The sequence below is a fragment of the Arcobacter sp. LA11 genome (genome assembly GCF_001895145.1).
Classification (GTDB): domain Bacteria; phylum Campylobacterota; class Campylobacteria; order Campylobacterales; family Arcobacteraceae; genus Halarcobacter.
The window spans coordinates 198,438-214,422 of sequence record NZ_BDIR01000001.1 but is presented as its reverse complement, the minus strand read 5'-3'; the positions used below and the strand labels follow the sequence as shown (position 1 = coordinate 214,422).

18 protein-coding genes are annotated in these 15,985 nt (G+C 26.6%); 12 read left to right on the top strand and 6 right to left on the bottom strand.

Annotated features, from left to right (window positions below):
• Nucleotide 1 precedes the first annotated feature (1 nt).
• Entirely contained in the window at nt 2-214 is a 213-nt protein-coding gene (locus BT997_RS01105) for a hypothetical protein (RefSeq protein WP_072679539.1), read from the bottom strand.
• 93 nt (nt 215-307) lie between these two features.
• Between BT997_RS01105 and nifB the strand changes: the two genes are divergently transcribed.
• The 7 genes from nifB to BT997_RS01070 all read left to right on the top strand — a co-directional run bounded on the left by nifB (nt 308) and on the right by BT997_RS01070 (nt 5,542).
• Nucleotides 308-1,756 (top strand): nitrogenase cofactor biosynthesis protein NifB, encoded by a 1,449-nt coding sequence (gene nifB, locus BT997_RS01100; protein ID WP_072679538.1) that lies wholly within the window; start codon nt 308-310, stop codon nt 1,754-1,756.
• A gap of 73 nt (nt 1,757-1,829) precedes the next feature.
• Nucleotides 1,830-2,948 (top strand): homocitrate synthase, encoded by a 1,119-nt coding sequence (gene nifV, locus BT997_RS01095; protein WP_072679537.1) that lies wholly within the window; start codon nt 1,830-1,832, stop codon nt 2,946-2,948.
• Nucleotides 2,930-3,736: a hypothetical protein gene (locus tag BT997_RS01090; protein WP_072679536.1), complete on the top strand. Its 807-nt coding sequence runs from the start codon at nt 2,930-2,932 to the stop codon at nt 3,734-3,736. The genes nifV and BT997_RS01090 overlap by 19 nt, the downstream gene beginning before the upstream one ends.
• Before the next feature lie 14 nt (nt 3,737-3,750).
• Nucleotides 3,751-3,960 carry a CCE_0567 family metalloprotein gene (locus BT997_RS01085; RefSeq protein WP_072679535.1) on the top strand — a complete coding sequence of 70 codons (210 nt, stop codon included), beginning with the start codon at nt 3,751-3,753 and terminating at the stop codon, nt 3,958-3,960.
• Between the two features lie 7 nt (nt 3,961-3,967).
• A complete protein-coding gene (locus BT997_RS01080) occupies nt 3,968-4,210 on the top strand; it encodes a hypothetical protein (RefSeq protein WP_072679534.1) in 243 nt (80 codons plus the stop codon).
• Nucleotide 4,211: 1 nt separating this feature from the next.
• A complete protein-coding gene (locus BT997_RS01075; RefSeq protein ID WP_072679533.1) occupies nt 4,212-5,207 on the top strand; it encodes a leucine-rich repeat domain-containing protein in 996 nt (331 codons plus the stop codon).
• Nucleotides 5,208-5,221: 14 nt separating this feature from the next.
• Nucleotides 5,222-5,542, top strand: a complete 321-nt coding sequence (locus BT997_RS01070) for a nitrogen fixation protein NifQ (protein ID WP_072679532.1) — start codon at nt 5,222-5,224, stop codon at nt 5,540-5,542.
• Between the two features lie 407 nt (nt 5,543-5,949).
• Here the strand turns inward: BT997_RS01070 and BT997_RS01065 are convergent, their stop codons facing one another.
• The gene (locus BT997_RS01065) at nt 5,950-7,350 is read right to left on the bottom strand and encodes a hypothetical protein (protein WP_072679531.1); all 1,401 of its coding nucleotides are present in this window, start codon (nt 7,348-7,350) and stop codon (nt 5,950-5,952) included.
• A gap of 81 nt (nt 7,351-7,431) precedes the next feature.
• Nucleotides 7,432-7,944: a hypothetical protein gene (locus BT997_RS01060; RefSeq protein WP_072679530.1), complete on the bottom strand. Its 513-nt coding sequence runs from the start codon at nt 7,942-7,944 to the stop codon at nt 7,432-7,434.
• A gap of 129 nt (nt 7,945-8,073) precedes the next feature.
• On the opposite strand from BT997_RS01060, the gene BT997_RS01055 reads away from it, so the two are divergent.
• Together BT997_RS01055 and BT997_RS01050 are read left to right on the top strand one after the other, a co-directional pair.
• Entirely contained in the window at nt 8,074-9,786 is a 1,713-nt protein-coding gene (locus BT997_RS01055; protein ID WP_072679529.1) for a hypothetical protein, read from the top strand.
• Entirely contained in the window at nt 9,758-10,831 is a 1,074-nt protein-coding gene (locus BT997_RS01050) for a 4Fe-4S binding protein (RefSeq protein ID WP_072679528.1), read from the top strand. The genes BT997_RS01055 and BT997_RS01050 overlap by 29 nt, the downstream gene beginning before the upstream one ends.
• Before the next feature lie 4 nt (nt 10,832-10,835).
• Here the strand turns inward: BT997_RS01050 and BT997_RS01045 are convergent, their stop codons facing one another.
• Nucleotides 10,836-11,657 carry a site-specific DNA-methyltransferase gene (locus BT997_RS01045; protein ID WP_143145138.1) on the bottom strand — a complete coding sequence of 274 codons (822 nt, stop codon included), beginning with the start codon at nt 11,655-11,657 and terminating at the stop codon, nt 10,836-10,838.
• Nucleotides 11,658-11,660: 3 nt separating this feature from the next.
• Nucleotides 11,661-12,545, bottom strand: coding sequence for a DNA methyltransferase (locus BT997_RS01040; protein WP_072679527.1), 885 nt, complete (start codon nt 12,543-12,545; stop codon nt 11,661-11,663).
• 266 nt (nt 12,546-12,811) lie between these two features.
• Between BT997_RS01040 and BT997_RS01035 the strand changes: the two genes are divergently transcribed.
• The gene (locus BT997_RS01035) at nt 12,812-13,582 is read left to right on the top strand and encodes an exodeoxyribonuclease III (protein WP_072679526.1); all 771 of its coding nucleotides are present in this window, start codon (nt 12,812-12,814) and stop codon (nt 13,580-13,582) included.
• Here BT997_RS01035 and BT997_RS01030 read toward each other — a convergent pair.
• The gene (locus tag BT997_RS01030) at nt 13,579-14,991 is read right to left on the bottom strand and encodes a hypothetical protein (protein ID WP_143145137.1); all 1,413 of its coding nucleotides are present in this window, start codon (nt 14,989-14,991) and stop codon (nt 13,579-13,581) included. The two genes, BT997_RS01035 and BT997_RS01030, sit on opposite strands and share 4 nt — an antisense overlap.
• 241 nt (nt 14,992-15,232) lie before the next feature.
• Here BT997_RS01030 and BT997_RS01025 point away from each other — a divergent pair, with 241 nt between their 5' ends.
• Together BT997_RS01025 and BT997_RS01020 are read left to right on the top strand one after the other, a co-directional pair.
• Complete coding sequence (locus BT997_RS01025) at nt 15,233-15,553, top strand: hypothetical protein (RefSeq protein WP_072679524.1); 321 nt, start codon at nt 15,233-15,235, stop codon at nt 15,551-15,553.
• The gene (locus tag BT997_RS01020) at nt 15,543-15,983 is read left to right on the top strand and encodes a hypothetical protein (RefSeq protein WP_072679523.1); all 441 of its coding nucleotides are present in this window, start codon (nt 15,543-15,545) and stop codon (nt 15,981-15,983) included. The genes BT997_RS01025 and BT997_RS01020 overlap by 11 nt, the downstream gene beginning before the upstream one ends.
• Nucleotides 15,984-15,985: the final 2 nt, after the last annotated feature.

Sequence of the window (15,985 nt, the reverse complement as noted above, 5' to 3'; positions counted from 1 at the left end):
TTTATTTTAAATCACAAAGCCCAGAAACTTTATATGTAACATCTTTAAGTTCATTTAATTTTTTAATAATTGCATCATTACAAGGTTTATCTAAATCATATCTCATATCCATAAAATCATATATATTATCAATATTTGAAAATAATTCTTTTAAAAGTTGCTCTTTTATCTGTTCTTGCATTGTCATAATAAATCCTTTTTTTTCTTTATGCATTTTCTGTTCCTAGATTTTAGACTTTATTCTATGGAACATTATATGCATAAGCTATTAGAAATATAAAAAGAATTAGTTTTAAAAGGAGATAGCATGAGTTGTTCTTGTACATCAACTAGCACACAAGAAACTATAGAACAAGAGGTAATGGATAAGATTAATAATCATCCATGTTATAGTGAAGGTGCACACCAACATTATGCAAGAATTCACGTTGCGGTTGCCCCTGCATGTAATATTCAATGTAATTATTGTAATAGAAAATTTGACTGTTCAAATGAATCTAGACCTGGAGTTACATCAAATAAATTAAGTCCAGAAGATGCTGTTAAAAAAGTACTTTATGTTGGTGGTGACATTCAACAACTTTCAGTTGTAGGGATAGCAGGTCCTGGAGATGCTCTAGCAAATCCAAAAAAGACTTTTGATACATTTAGAATGCTTCATGAAAAAGCACCAGACCAAAAACTTTGTTTATCAACAAATGGACTAAGACTTCCAGATTATGTTGATGAAATGGTTAAATATAATGTTGACCATGTGACAGTTACTATTAATTCTGTTGATGAAACAGGCGAAATTGGAGCTAAAATTTATCCATGGGTTCATTGGAATCATAAAAAAGTATTTGGAGAAGAAGGAGCAAAAATTCTTTTAGAACAACAACTAAAAGGTATAAAAATGCTTACAGATAGAGGAATCTTAGTTAAAGCAAACTCTGTACTTATTCCAGGTGTTAATGATAAAGAAGTAGTAAATGTTGCAAAAAAACTAAAAGAATTGAATGTTTTTTTACATAATATTATGCCTCTTCTTTCAAAAGAAGAGTATGGTACACATTATGGTTTAACAGGACAAGCAAGTGCAACAGATCAAGAAGTAATGGCAGCACAAGAAGCCTGTGGTATGGATATGAAGCTTATGTCTCATTGTAGACAATGTCGTGCTGATGCAGTTGGTCTTATTGGTGAAGATAGAGGAGAAGAGTTTACTCCTGATGTATTTCAAAATATGTCTTGGGAAGAGTTAGAAACTCAATATGATATAAATGCAAGAAAACAAAAACATGAAGTTATTGAAAACTGGAGAGCAGCATTAGACCAAGCTAATAATAGAATAAAAATAGAACAAGCATCAAAATCTGAATTGAGTTCAATAGGAGAGACTAAACTTGTTGCAGTTACAACAGCAGGAGAAGGTACAGTTAACTTACATTTTGGTAATGCAACAGAATTCTTAATCTATGAAGCTGGAGATAAAGCAATAAAATTTGTAATGCATAGAAAAGTTGAAAATGCATATTGTAAAGGACCTGAGGATTGTGATGGTTCATATCCTATAGAAGAAATTAAAGAAACATTAAAAGATGTAGATATTCTTTTAACAGAAAAGATTGGTGGTTGTCCTCAAGATGAATTAAATACAATCAATTTAATTTCTGATGATTCTTATGCTCTTCAACCAATTGAGAAATCAGTTTTTGAAGCAGTAAAAAAACATTTCTATAAGAAAGAAAATCTTATTGAAAAAGAGATAGGTTAAACCTTATCTCTTATCTTAATGGAACACTTTTTGCATCTATATATTTGAAATCTAAATAAAGGTGAAGAATTAGATGTTTCTTATAAATGACACAACTCTTAGAGATGGAGAACAAGCTCCATATGTAGCATTCAATACGCAAGAAAAACTAGACATTGCACAAAAACTTTTTAAAGCTGGTGCTGATGAATTAGAAGTTGGTATTCCTGCTATGGGGAAAAAAGAGCAAGATGATTTAAAAGAGATATTAGCATTAAATTTACCTATTAGAGTCATGAGTTGGAATAGAGCTACTATGAGTGATTTAGAAGCTTCTATGAAATGTGGTTTAAAAGCAGTTGATTTATCAATTCCTGTATCAGATATTTTAATTGATGTAAAATTTAAAGGGCATAAAGAGAAACTTTTAAGACAACTTGAAACTGTAGTTTTAGAAGCAAAAAAAGAAAACCTTTTTGTTTGTATTGGAGGAGAAGATTCTTCTAGAGCAAATCTTAAATTCTTAGAAGAGATTATGTCTTTAGGGAAAAATTTAGGAGCAAATAGATTTAGATATTGCGATACAATTGGAACCCTTACTCCTCATAAAACCTACGAAAATATAAAAAGTCTAAGTTCATTAGATTTACTTGATATAGAGATGCACACACATAATGATTTCGGAATGGCAACAGCAAATGCAATCTCAGGATTTGAAGCTGGAGCAATCAGTGCCAATACAACAGTTATTGGTTTGGGTGAGCGCGCGGGCAATGCATCTTTTGAACAAGTACTAATGAGTCTTACACGACTTTTTGGAAAAAAAGTACAAATTGATTCTGATAATTTAAAATCCTTAGTACAGGCTGTAGGACTAGCATCAAATAGAAGAATAGATACAAACCTTCCAATCGTTGGAGAAAATATCTTTTCTCATGAATCTGGAATTCATGTAAATGGCATGATGAAATCAAAATCATCATATGAACCTTTTACTCCAAATGAAGTTGGACTTAAAAGATATTTTCCTATTGGGAAACATTCTGGTACTTCAACACTTGACTATCACTTAAAAACTTTAGGAATAAATTATCCAGATAAAAATACCTTACAAAAAATTTTACCTAGAATTAGAGAGATTGTTACAAATAGAAAAAAAGTATTAGATTCAAAAGAATTAAAAGAGTTGTATTTATGTTCATTGGATATTTAAGAAATGATTTTGAAAAGGATATCTCTGATATCTTAGATAGTGATATTCTCTTTGAATTAGAACTTTTAAAACAGACTTATAGTATCTACCCTGAATACTGCTTTGCAGCGTATGAAAGTGGTAAAATAGTAGGTGTTATAAGTGCCTATGAATTTCATAAACATATTTTTATAAATATTTTAAATGTTTTAAAACAATATGAAGAAGTTATAACAAGACTTTTAAAACTACTTATTCAAAATGCTACATCTATGAATATATTTGTTTTAATTGAAAAGCCATTAGAAAACTATGTGAAAGCTTTCAACTTTGAAAAACACTCTTCTTTTATAAAATATATGCATAGTGGAGAAGCAACACCTTTTAACTTTTCAAACTCTATTGCAAAACAAGTTAGTGGCAAAGATTATGAAAATGTTTCAAAAAGAATTGATAAAGAAGTTTTTATGGATGATAGAGAATCTTATATAAAAAATGATTGCTCTTTTTCCAACTCTTTAAAACTATCTACTCAAACAGGTTTTTTACACTCTTATGTAGTAAATAAAAGATATATCAGAATTTCTCCTTGGCTTATGCAGGGAGAATCTTATCTAGATGCAGAAAAGCTTTTAAGAGGAGTCCTTTATTACCGCGGACTTAAAAAAATTTTTGGCTTTGCACCAAAAGATATAAAAGAGATAACAGAACTTTATGAAAGTTACAAGTTTAAAAAAGAATCAGTTTTTTCTTTAATGTATTTAGGTGAAAAACCTGATTTGAAACTTGAAAATTTATATGCAATTTAAAAAAGGAAAATACAATGGCAGTATTAACAGATGAACAAAAAGAAAAGAAAAAAGAACTTGCAAAATATAAAAGAAAAGTTATAGAACTAGCTGGTGTAGTACATGATATTGTTGAAGATACAATTTGGACTGAGTACGACAAACTACCTGAGCTTAGTGAAAAAATTGCTTTAGCAATGGATGATGTTAATGCATTTAAAAAAGAACATCCATATTTAAAGTAATTCAATAATGGAAGATTTAAAAAATAAAAGAATCTGTGAATGTGGAGAAAAGAGTATCTATGATGCTGTAAAGATTTTTGAGAATACAGATCTTCCATATAAAAAAGCAAAAAAGTTAGTTACTGGATGTAGTAAAACTTGTTGTAGAAAACCTTTAATGGCTCTATACAACATGGTAGATTTTGGTTTTGTTGATTATGAAGAAATTTCATTTTTAATTGATGCAATGAATGATAGGTTGAAGGATTAATATGAGCAAAGATATTGATAATTTTGTTAGATGGGTTAGGTCAAACCATTTAGAATCGACCATATCAACTAATGAAGATGACATTGAAATGATGACTCATTTAGACCTTTCAAAAAAGAAATTGAGAGAATTGCCAGAGTCAATAAAAATCCTAACTAACCTATCAGTTTTAAAACTTTCAAATAATAGATTATCAAGATTGCCTAACTCCATAGGAGAGTTGAAAAATCTAAAGAATCTGCAATGTGAAAACAACCTTTTAGAAAAAATACCTACTTCAATAGGAAAACTTAGTAAACTTATGATTTTTAATTTAAATGGCAATCGTTTAAAAGAATTACCAGAAGAACTGTACTTTTTATCTTCACTCACAAGATTAACGCTAGCAGCAAATAAGATAAGAAAGTTATCTATAAAATTAGAAAATCTGACAAAACTGCTTTATCTATCTTTAGATACAAATGAACTAGAAGAACTACCTGATTCTTTTTCAAAAATGCAGTCTTTGTATTATCTTGATATTTCATTTAATCACTTGAGTTTTTTACCTGATTCAATTTCTAAAATTGAAGAATTAGAGACCTTACTTTTAGAAGGAAATCAATTAAAGAATCTACCCTCTTTAGAGTCACATGATATGTTAATAAAACTCGATCTAAGCGATAACTCTTTGAAGTCGTTAGATTTTAATATAAGTAAATTAGAGGATTTAAAAATCCTTATTTTAGATAACAATTTTTTAACAACGCTTCCAAAGGAAGTTTGTAAATTACAAAATCTTACAAATCTAAGTATTAGTTCTAATTCTCTTATAAAATTACCAAAAGAAATAGGTAAATTGGAAAAGTTAGAAGAATTAGACGTTGAAGATAATGAAATAAAAATATTACCAAAATCAATTGAACAGTTAAAGAATTTAAAAAATCTTTATATTGCAGAGAATGAAGGACTAAAAAAACCAGAGAGTTTAACTCTAGAGTATTGTGACGTTGATTAAAAAAGGAAAAAATTATGACTGAATTAGAAACTATGGAATCAGAAATATTAAAATTACTTCAGAAAAATGCAAATGATGAATATGCAAAAAATACACTAGCGCCTTGGATTGCGAAAACTTCTTTAAAGATGGGACACCTATATTCAGATTTAGGACTTATTAGTAGAAAAGAAATGGGAAGAGTAATGAATACAAATTTTTCACTTCTAGCAAGTAAAAAACCTGATGAAATAAGATGGAAAAAATTTCTTTATGATTGTATTGGAAAAACCGCACCAGCTTGCGCTACATGTAAAGATATAACTAATTGTTTTAAATGTGATTTAGCATCATAACTGCTAATAAATATTATTACTTCATATGATTTAGATTAAAAATGGCACGCCTGGTAGGATTTCATCAATCAAACTAGTAAATACCACTTAATACCATAAATACACACTTTTAAGTTTTTAGAAAATATTAAAAATCTTAATTAATAGTAATAAATGGCACCTATACGTCACCGAAACATTTACTAAAGCAGATAACTTTCATAAATAAAGTAAAAATTATGCTCTTATTTTAAATATGCGAATGTGGTGGAACGGTATACAGGGTAGGATTCGAACAAAACTACCACAGATAACTATATATAACCATAAATAAAGACTTCTTGAAATTATATAACCTAAATTTATAGTTAATTTTGGAACAGATATGGAACAGTTACAAAAAAATCACATTGAATAACATGACACACTTATTTTCTAGTGTCTTTTCTTACCGCAGTTAAAAACTGATAATATAAATAACCTAGTGAGACTTTATTCAAGGTCATTACTAAATACGATTGATTAAAATCTTCAAGCTTAGATAAAATATTTATATATTTAAACATACATTCTAATGAAGGTAAATACACATTAAACAAATATAAATTTGTTAAATAACTAACTATAAATATCCATATTAATGATAACAACCAATTACTTGAATGTATAGAACTTGCCCAATGAATACTTGAAACAATACCATCTAATAAATCACTAAGTTTTATTTTTTCATCATAGAAAAACCAGTCTTTAACTTTTTTATATATATTTTTTCTATGTTTTTGTAATTCTAAATTATGATATTTATTTGCTTCTAACTTATTTGCTAATTCTTCAAAGTTATATTTTATTACCCTATAAGTCTCTTGAGATGTGTTTAATTTAGATATTTTACTACTTAACCCTTTTATCCCAAAAAAGTTTATTGGATTATCCATATTAACATTTGTATAATCTAAGTCTAATCCTTTTTTAAATTTTGCATTTCTAAAATGACTTGCACCCTCAAGAGTTATATATTTAAGATGAAACTTATTATCAAATATTGTATCTCCAAAAAGAGTTAATCCTCTAAAATTTATTGCTTGAAAATAAATATCTGTTAAATCTTTTCCTTCATCTAAAATAAATCCACTTTTAAAATGACTCTTATAAAAATCTGCATTTTTTTCGAAATCTGTATCTTTTATATTAATTTCATCAACCTCGCAATGGTGTAATTTAAAATTCTCTCTAAATATAGAATTACTTATTAAAAGTTTTTCAATTTTACATACACTATTATTTCCATCGTATTGCTTATTAATATAAAACTTTGAAATAATTTCAATATTTTCTATTGTTAATTCTCCAAATTCACACTCTGAGATATCAAAGAAGGATAATCTCACTTCACTATTATATTGAATATCACTAATGTCTCCTAAATGAAATGCTTCAAACTCACATTTATTAAAATATACTTTTTTATTTTTATTAGTACAGGAAAGAATACTACTCTTTAAATTTTCACTAGAATAGAAGTTACAATTTGAGAATTCAACTTTCCATATATTTGAGGACCTAATTATAGGGAAGTATTCAAAACTACAATTATTAAAAGTAAGCATTTTTATATTATTTGAATCTATTAAGTTTTTATCTTTATCTATCAATGAATAGTTACAATCATTTCCAGTAAAACTAATAATCTCAGTGTTGAAATTTAAATCTCTTAGAATAATACCGTTACTAGTGTTCTTACTAACACTAATACTTTTATTATTTCTATTCAAATGATTATCCAAATTATTTCTTGAAAGTTTTAACTCTTTTTCTATTGTATTCATTATTCTCTTTTTTAAATACTTTTACATTTTCCTCATTTATAAAATATTCTAAATAAAACCTATTAAATGACAAATTGTAATTTATATATTTATTTTATCTATTAAGTCTTTATAATCAAGGCTACTATTATTCATTAAACCTATAAGTTTATCCTTATGTTCTGAAGTTAGTTCTTGATTTTCTATCAAATTCTTTTTACATAGATATACACTTATTGGTAACATTTTATCTATTTGCTCAATTGTTAATTTCTGGAATTTACTTAAATTGATTAAAATATCTTTGTCTCTAAAAAATATTAGTTTGTCAATTTCTTCGCTTATTAAATCATCTCTTTGGGCAAGAAGAATTTTTAAATTGTAAGACTCAATAAATGTTGAATTTAAAGCCATTTTAAATTCTTCAGAGTCCTTATTTATATTTAAGTAGTCTGTAGGGTTTATATCCTTTAACTTTTCAAATTCTTTCTGTCTTTCTTCTTTTAAGACCTCATCTTTAGCTCTCTGCCAATCATTACCACTTTCAGAAACTAGACTTCCAAATTCTAAACCTAACCTCTCGTATATTTTTTTTCTTAATTCTTCTTCATTCATTATATCTTCTCATTTATTTTTATACTTTGTATTCTACATTATTAAAACTAATTTATTCCAATAATTTACAATTAAAAAAGTTGCATAAATATTATTTTTCTACTACAATTACGCAAAAAAAGGATTTTAATGTTAAGATTACCAAATCCTGGTTCAGACTTTAATAATTTAATCAATATATTTAAAGAACTTTACGCCGAACTTTATAGCCTTCAACCATTTACTTTAGATGACATTTCAATGATACTTACATCTAAGAATCTTGCTACGTCAAGTGGCTACATGGGTGCTGAAGCATTAAGAAGATCAACTAGAGATGATAGAACAAAAGATCCATTATATAATCAGTCAAAAATGTATTCTGAAATATATAGGTTTTTAGGCTGGATACATTCAATAGAAGGGGAAAGTCTAAAATTCCAATTTACATATCTAGGTGCTCACTGTAGCCTAATTGGGGATAATCCAAAACCTTTTATGAGAGAATGTTTAATTGGGGTTGTATACCCAAATAAGGTATTAAATGTACTTGGAGGGTATAGATTACGTCCGTTTTTTACAATTCTTAAAACTATGAAAAAACTAGGAGGATATATCTCAAGAGATGAGATGATTCTAGGCCCTTTATCTTTAAATCCTGATAATGAAGAAAATTTCAATAAAATGATAGAGTATATAAAAGATTTAAGAACAAAAAGTTTTTCTAATCTTCAATCAAACTTATCTAAAGTAAAGGGAAGTACAGACAAAGTTTTAAGTAAAGCTACTAGAAGCAATAATACAAGATTTCCAAATGCAGCTTTATTATGGACAGATTGGGCAGAAAAAAAATCTACAAAAAACCACTATGGAAGATCTGTTCAATACTATTACTTAACAGATTTTGGTGAAACTTATGTAAATAAAATAACTTCATATATAGATATTAGAGAAACTGACATAGATAGTAAATATGCTACGTGTAAAGAAAATATTATTCGCCTTGCTTTTTATCAAATGTTAGAAAGAAGTAATTTCATACTAAATACAGAAGCAATGGAACTTAAAGAAAAAGATTTAAGAGAAGTACAAAAAATTGAAAAAAGTATAGAGGACAACCTAGTATTTTCACCTTATCAAGAATTTTCATCAAAGATACTAACTAAATACTTTCCATCGCTACTCCCTAAGAATCAAGAAGAAAAGGAAGGAGATAAGCCAGCTATAAAAACAACTCACGAAGGCTTACAGCTAGGAGAAATAATTTCCTTTAGCTCTAATAGTAACAAGAATCAAAACAGATTTGAAATAGATTTATTGAATGAGTTAATGGAGGAATTAGATAAGGGAAAAAATTTAGATAGTATTATTAGTAATAAATTGGAAAGTTTTGTAAAATCTAATCAAAGTGAGTTTTATCCTTTAATTGCTGGACTATTCAAAAGTTTGGATTTTAATTGTTTTAATTCTCAACCTGGAGTAAATTCAAATAGATTTGATGCAACTATTGATGATGAAAAGTATTCTATTCCTATAGAAATAAAATCACCTGGTGAAGAACATAATATTTCAACTAAAGCAGTAAGACAAGCATTAGAAAACAAAATTATATTATCATCAAGAAAACAATATACAAGTACAAAGGAAACAACATCTCTTGTAGTAGGATATTTACTTCCAAACAATCGTTCAGAGGTGGAAAGCTTAATAAATGATATCTATAAAACATTCCATTTTAAAATTGGTATCATTGATTTCCATACCTTATTAAAACTATGTATTTTAAATCATATAAGTGAAGAAAAATTTGAAAAACAAAAACTGGAGAACTTACATGGATACCTATCAATTAACACTTTATAAACAAAAAACAAGAAATAGCAATTATTTATTAAAAAATTATCAAAATATAACAGCTATTAAATATGATGATCAAGGGAGACCGTTTTATTCAATTAAAGATTCAGAAAAAGTTATATATTCAAATTGTTTTAGCTGTAAAGAACCAAAATGTATGCACTTTTCAAAAGAAGAACTTAACTTTGATATCATAAATGAATTTCCATCTGATTTAGAACACTCTGTTTGTCCTTCTCAAGCAATAACTTGGTCAATAGAAGATTCTTCTCCAAGTATTAACTCAGATTTATGTATTTCCTGTGCCTTATGTATAGAAAGATGCGATTTTGGGGCTATTTCTTTTAATGAACTTAATATTGCAGAAGTAAATTCATTTGAATCAGAACATTATGAGGAAGTAGAATATGATAAAGAAACTTTTAATGAGATTCAAGAACATTTTAATTCAGTAGATAGAGATAATTATATAAATGAAGTTTTAGATGGTCATTTACAAAATGTATATTCAAAAATCAATGAAATTAATTCAAAACTATCTCTACAGTTTCCAAATTTAATTAGTAGAAACCTATTAATTATACTTGGAATGGAAAGTGTAATACGTAGAAGAGGAGATGTTAATATTAGAATGGATTTATTATTCTCAGATAAATCAACAGTTGGCGTTTCTGAAGTCGAATTTGGGAATGACATCCTAAATTCTCCAAGAAATATTTTGGATAATATTGCGGTACTACATTCAAGATATAATACAAAAAAAGAAGATTTATGTCCTTTAATTATTAGTTATTCTTTGCCAAATAAACGTTCAGAATATTGGAATGTAATTGCAGATATAAAAGAAGTAACAGAATATAAAGTTTATTCAATCACACTAGGTGCATTATTAATTATATTATGGAATAGAAAAAAACTTGATATAGAAAAAATAAAAGAATTTTATACAGATTATAGTTCATACTCAATCCGAAGTTCACTGGAAAAAGTTTTAGATAACACTTGCTCAATAAGTGAAGGAGAATTAAATATTTTAGAAGCGAATAAGTAGATAACTACTTATTTACTTCTGATAATCTTTGAATACCAATATCATTCCATTTCTTTTCTAATTCTATGCCAAGCCATTTAATTTTATGCCCTTCATTATTCAATTTTTCACAACATACACCTAATGTTCCTGATCCATGGAAGGGGTCTAAAATTGTTCCTTCATAAAAACCCTCATCATTCTTAGGACAAAATGCTTTTATTATTTCTGTTATCAACGATTCAGGTTTTTGAGTAGGATGGCTTGTTCTTTCATTTTTATATAATGAACCTGATAATGTGGGGAACTGCCATACATCACCTCTCATCGCTCCATTTGGATTGGGCTCCCATTTTTTCTTATTCCCTTTTGAGTCTTTATAATAAACTGGGTTTTTTAATCTATCTTTACTTTTATAAGGGACTCTTACATCATCAACATTATAAACCCATTTTTTATCATTTTCTGAAAACCATAAAAATGGTTCATACTGAGTTTGAAGAGTTTTCTTACTTCTTGAAAATCCATTCTCATAAAACCATATGTTCATTCTACGGTAATGTAAGCCCTCTTTATACATTATTGTTTGAATAAAACCAATAAAATGATGTATACCAAACCATATAACACTTCCATTCTTTGACAATAACTTTTTTAAGTCCGAAATTCGTTCTTCACTTACAGAGATAAATTCATCAAGAGTCAAATTATCACTATTATTCCCAAAGTCTTTTTTTAAATTATAAGGTGGATCAGTAAGCACTAAATCAAATTTAATATTTTCTTTTATCAAATCTTTTAAAAAAATATCACAATTTGCTTGATAACTCTTATTGAATTCAATCATATTTTAGACTTTTCTAAAGATTAATATATATTGATGATGGATATTCTCTACATATGCATAAGGATAACCATAAGGCATTAGAGATTTATGATTTTGTAACAAAGCTTTAACACCTTGTAATGAAAATTTATATTTACCTATTTTTAAATTATTTACTCTTTGTATTAAATCACTATGAAAACTTATATATTCAGATTTATTCCTAAAATCTGACACAACTAAACACAAATATTTCTTTTCTTTTAGCGCTCTACCACATTTTAAAATTACATCTTTTACTAATATATCTAAAAACTTGTTGTATTCTTCAATATTCCCCAGATCATCATCATCGTCAGAATAGTTGGTTTTCAAATCATTCTCAACTCTTGTTTTAACTTTATGATCAGCTTTTTTATTTAAAATAGACCAATAAGGAGGACTTGTAACTACAAAATCAATACTTTCTTTCTTTATTTCATCTAATGCTTTTCTACAATCATTATTTATAAAAGTGTGATTTTTAGATTCACCTTCTCCTACTTCAAACTCTATTCTTTCTTTTGCTAAATTGTTCCAATGTTCAGATAATTCAATCCCTACACCTTTTCTATTATTTAAAGCTGCTGCTTTAATTGTAGATCCTACCCCAGAAAATGGGTCTAATACAATATCATTTGATTTCGTGAAAAAATTAATCAATTTCTCAATATCTTGATAAGAAAATGGAGCAGGATGCTGTTTTTCTATTTGTGCATGAGGATGTTTTGAACCTAATCCTTTTTGATAAACAAAACTTTTTGTTTCAGGCATCCATGCTTTCCCATTTAATTCATTTAGTTTATTCCTTGGGTCTACTGGTTTTTCTTCAACTTCTTCATTTGTTTTTTTATTTTCTTTTTTTACCATAATTACCTATTAATTTTTTATGGAATTATATCGCATATTTTCTGGTTTTCTTATTTTATTGCAATTTGCAAGATATTAAAAGTATTTAATAATATTTCCTAAAAGGAGTTAAAAATAATTTATTCTTATATAATTTGTTGTCACTATTTAGCAATTTTATAATATAGTTTTGGTCATGAAAAATAAGAACCTAGTAACAAATACAATACTGAATAAAGATTTACGAGATATTCTAAATATTTCAACGGATAACTTAACTTTTTAATATGTCTATAAAAATTTATTCTTGGAATGTCAATGGAATTCGAGCCTTATCAAAAAAAAATGTTCTTGAATGGATAGAATACATAAAGCCAGATATTTTATGTTTTCAAGAAATAAAAGCAATAGAGAAAGAGGTACCTAGTAATATAAATAAGGGTTACACTTTTTCAATTGTCAATAGTGGTAAAAATAAAGGCTTATCAGGAACATTGACATACTCTAATATACCTCTCTCTAACTCTAACTTTTGTGAATTTGTTGATTCAAATTCTGAGGGTAGAATAATTGAACATCATTATAATGACATTATTATCTTTAATGTATATTTCCCTAATGGTAAAACTTCTAAAACTAGATTAAACTTTAAAATAAAATTTTTTAATAAATTTTACAAATATTGTGAAAAACTTAGGAAAGAAGGCAAATCTATTATAATTTGTGGAGACTTCAATATTGCACATAGAGATATTGATTTAAAAAAAAGTAAGATATATGATAAGTCAGGTTTTTCAGATAAAGAACGTTTTTGTATGGATAAATTTGTAAAGAAAGGATATATAGATACATATAGATATATACATGGAGAAAAAAATGAAGCTTATACTTGGTGGTCATATCGCTCAAAAGGACGAGAAAAAAATGAAGGATGGAGAATTGATTATATATTCATTTCTGAAGATTTAAAAGATTCATTATTAAATGCATTTATTTTAGATGAGATTGAAGGTTCAGATCATTGTCCAATTGGAATAGAACTCAAACTTTACACTTAAAAATTCTCAAAAATATCTACTCTTATTGAAAGTCTACATTTATTTCTAATTAACTCTTCCATATATTCATTAAGTCCGATTCTTCTGACGCAATAATGTAAGTACTCCAAGTACCCTACCCATAATTTTGAGATTAATCTTTTCATATAAAACTCTTTTGATTTATAGTTTTCAAGAAAAGAATCTCTTGTTAATATATTTTTAATTGTTAATTCTTTAAAAAACTGTTTAATATTTCTATCGTATTTACCTAAAAAATCTTCTTCCCTATAAATATCTCCATTACTTGAAAAACTCTCCAAAAAACCTCCTTTTTCATAGGTATTTAGATTAACTATCTCAACCCATTTTGTATCAAACTTCTTATTCTTCAAATAATATACAAACTTCATATTCTCATAATTTTCATATCTTAAAAATTGTTTCCTAAAAAGTGAAGCACTATAAAAAAGAAATGTTTTTAAATCTTTTATACTTGGAGTTAATTGAATATCTTTATTTTTATTCTTAATCATAGAGAATAGCTTATTATTAGTTCTATATAAAATATACTTTTTAACTTTTCGATTAAAAAAGTCTTTACTAAATTGCTTAATCCTAAAACCCAACCTTCCAAAAATAAAATGTTCCTTTGTAGGCTTTTGTTTGCGTTCTTTCAATATATTTTTATAAAAATACTTTATTAGTTTTAGCTTTGAGTTTTTCTCTTTTGTAAGTAGTTTAAAATAAATTCCTTCTTCAACTTTACCTCCCATTCCTTTTATATAGAACTTTTCTCCAATTTTTTTTAGAGATAATTGTATATATTTATTTTTAACTCTTATTTTTAAATCTTTAAATAGTCTTTCTAAATGCTTCAAAGTATATTCTGTAATAATAAGTTGAATTTTTCCAATATTGTTCTTATTTTTAGAATATATTATACTTTTCAAGTAGTGTTCTAAATCTGATTTACTTTCTAGAACATCAATAGAATTAGAATGGATATTTAATGCTTTACTTAATTCTAAAATCCACACATATTGCTTATTCAACCTATTACCATCAATTTTAAAATTATTCATATAATCAAAATAGTTCATAAACTGTTGATACTGTAATTTTAAATGTCTATCAATCTCTTTAACTGATAAAACATTTGAAGGTATATTAAATTTAGGGTTTATTGTTCGAATTTGAAAAATAGCTAATTTATGGTTATCCATTATATGTCTATGAACTGAGCTACTTTCATTATTTACAAGACGTGGTTTTGTTTTACGTTTATAGTCATTTACTTCTTCAAGGGTATAAGTCCTATTCTTACCTTTAAATACAATATTCTTTGCATACTCTGCTTGTTTTAATTTCTTTGTATGGTAATCAAAACCTGCATCTTTTAAATACTCTTTTAATAAATCTTTATTCATATCAATTTCCAAACCTAACATTTTACATTTGTACCATTATATAAATTAACAAGTGCAAGGTAAGTGATTAAATCAAATTTTTAAGAATTTCTATTAGCAGGATAGACGTACTCGTCACAAACACAGTTTGATTGGGTTATAGAAAAAGATAAAACTACAATTAGAGACAATCAATTAAATTATTTTTGACATCTAGTCTCATTTATTAAAATAAGTAATAGATACGAATTAAAGGAAGGTCATGCACACTATTTCACTAAATAAAAAGAATTTAAAAAGGTTCAGCAAAGTCTTTGATAATATTCTTTACCTTAATATTTTAGATATTGATATAACAATAATTGATTCAATAAAAACCAAACTCAAACTTGCATCAATAAAACTAAAAGAATCTAATTCTAATTCCCAAACTTTAACTTTTTCAACTACTGAATTAAGAGTCTTAAAAAAATTGTCTATTGATTATATCTCTTATAAAAAGAACTATCAAAAAAGTAATAACAATGACTCATCCTTTTCTTCGTATCTAAAAAAATTCCAAGGAGAAAATTATGACAAATGAAATATTAAAAGAGGAATACTTCAATACAGTAGAACTTTATAATCAATTAGATTCACATCAAAAAAAAGAGTTCTTACCTAGGCTAAATGAAGTAAAGAACTTAAAAGATAAAGCTTTAAAAACAGTTTCAAAAGTAAGTAAAACTTATTTGTTTAAACAAGGACAAAAGAAGTTACAAGAAATAAAAAAAGAGATACTTGATATCTTAGAAAAAGAAGAAATTGAAAAATACAAAGGTGAGATTGAAAGACTTCAAACAATGTTCAAACAAAAAGAATTTAATGATAGAGATAGAGAATACTTAATTAAAAAAGTTGCTCTGTTAAATGGTTTTGATTATAAACATTTTAAAATCTATATAAAAGAAAATTCAAAACTAATAGCTTCTTCAATTATGAGTGATGTTGAATCTCTTTTTTCACTATCATAAAG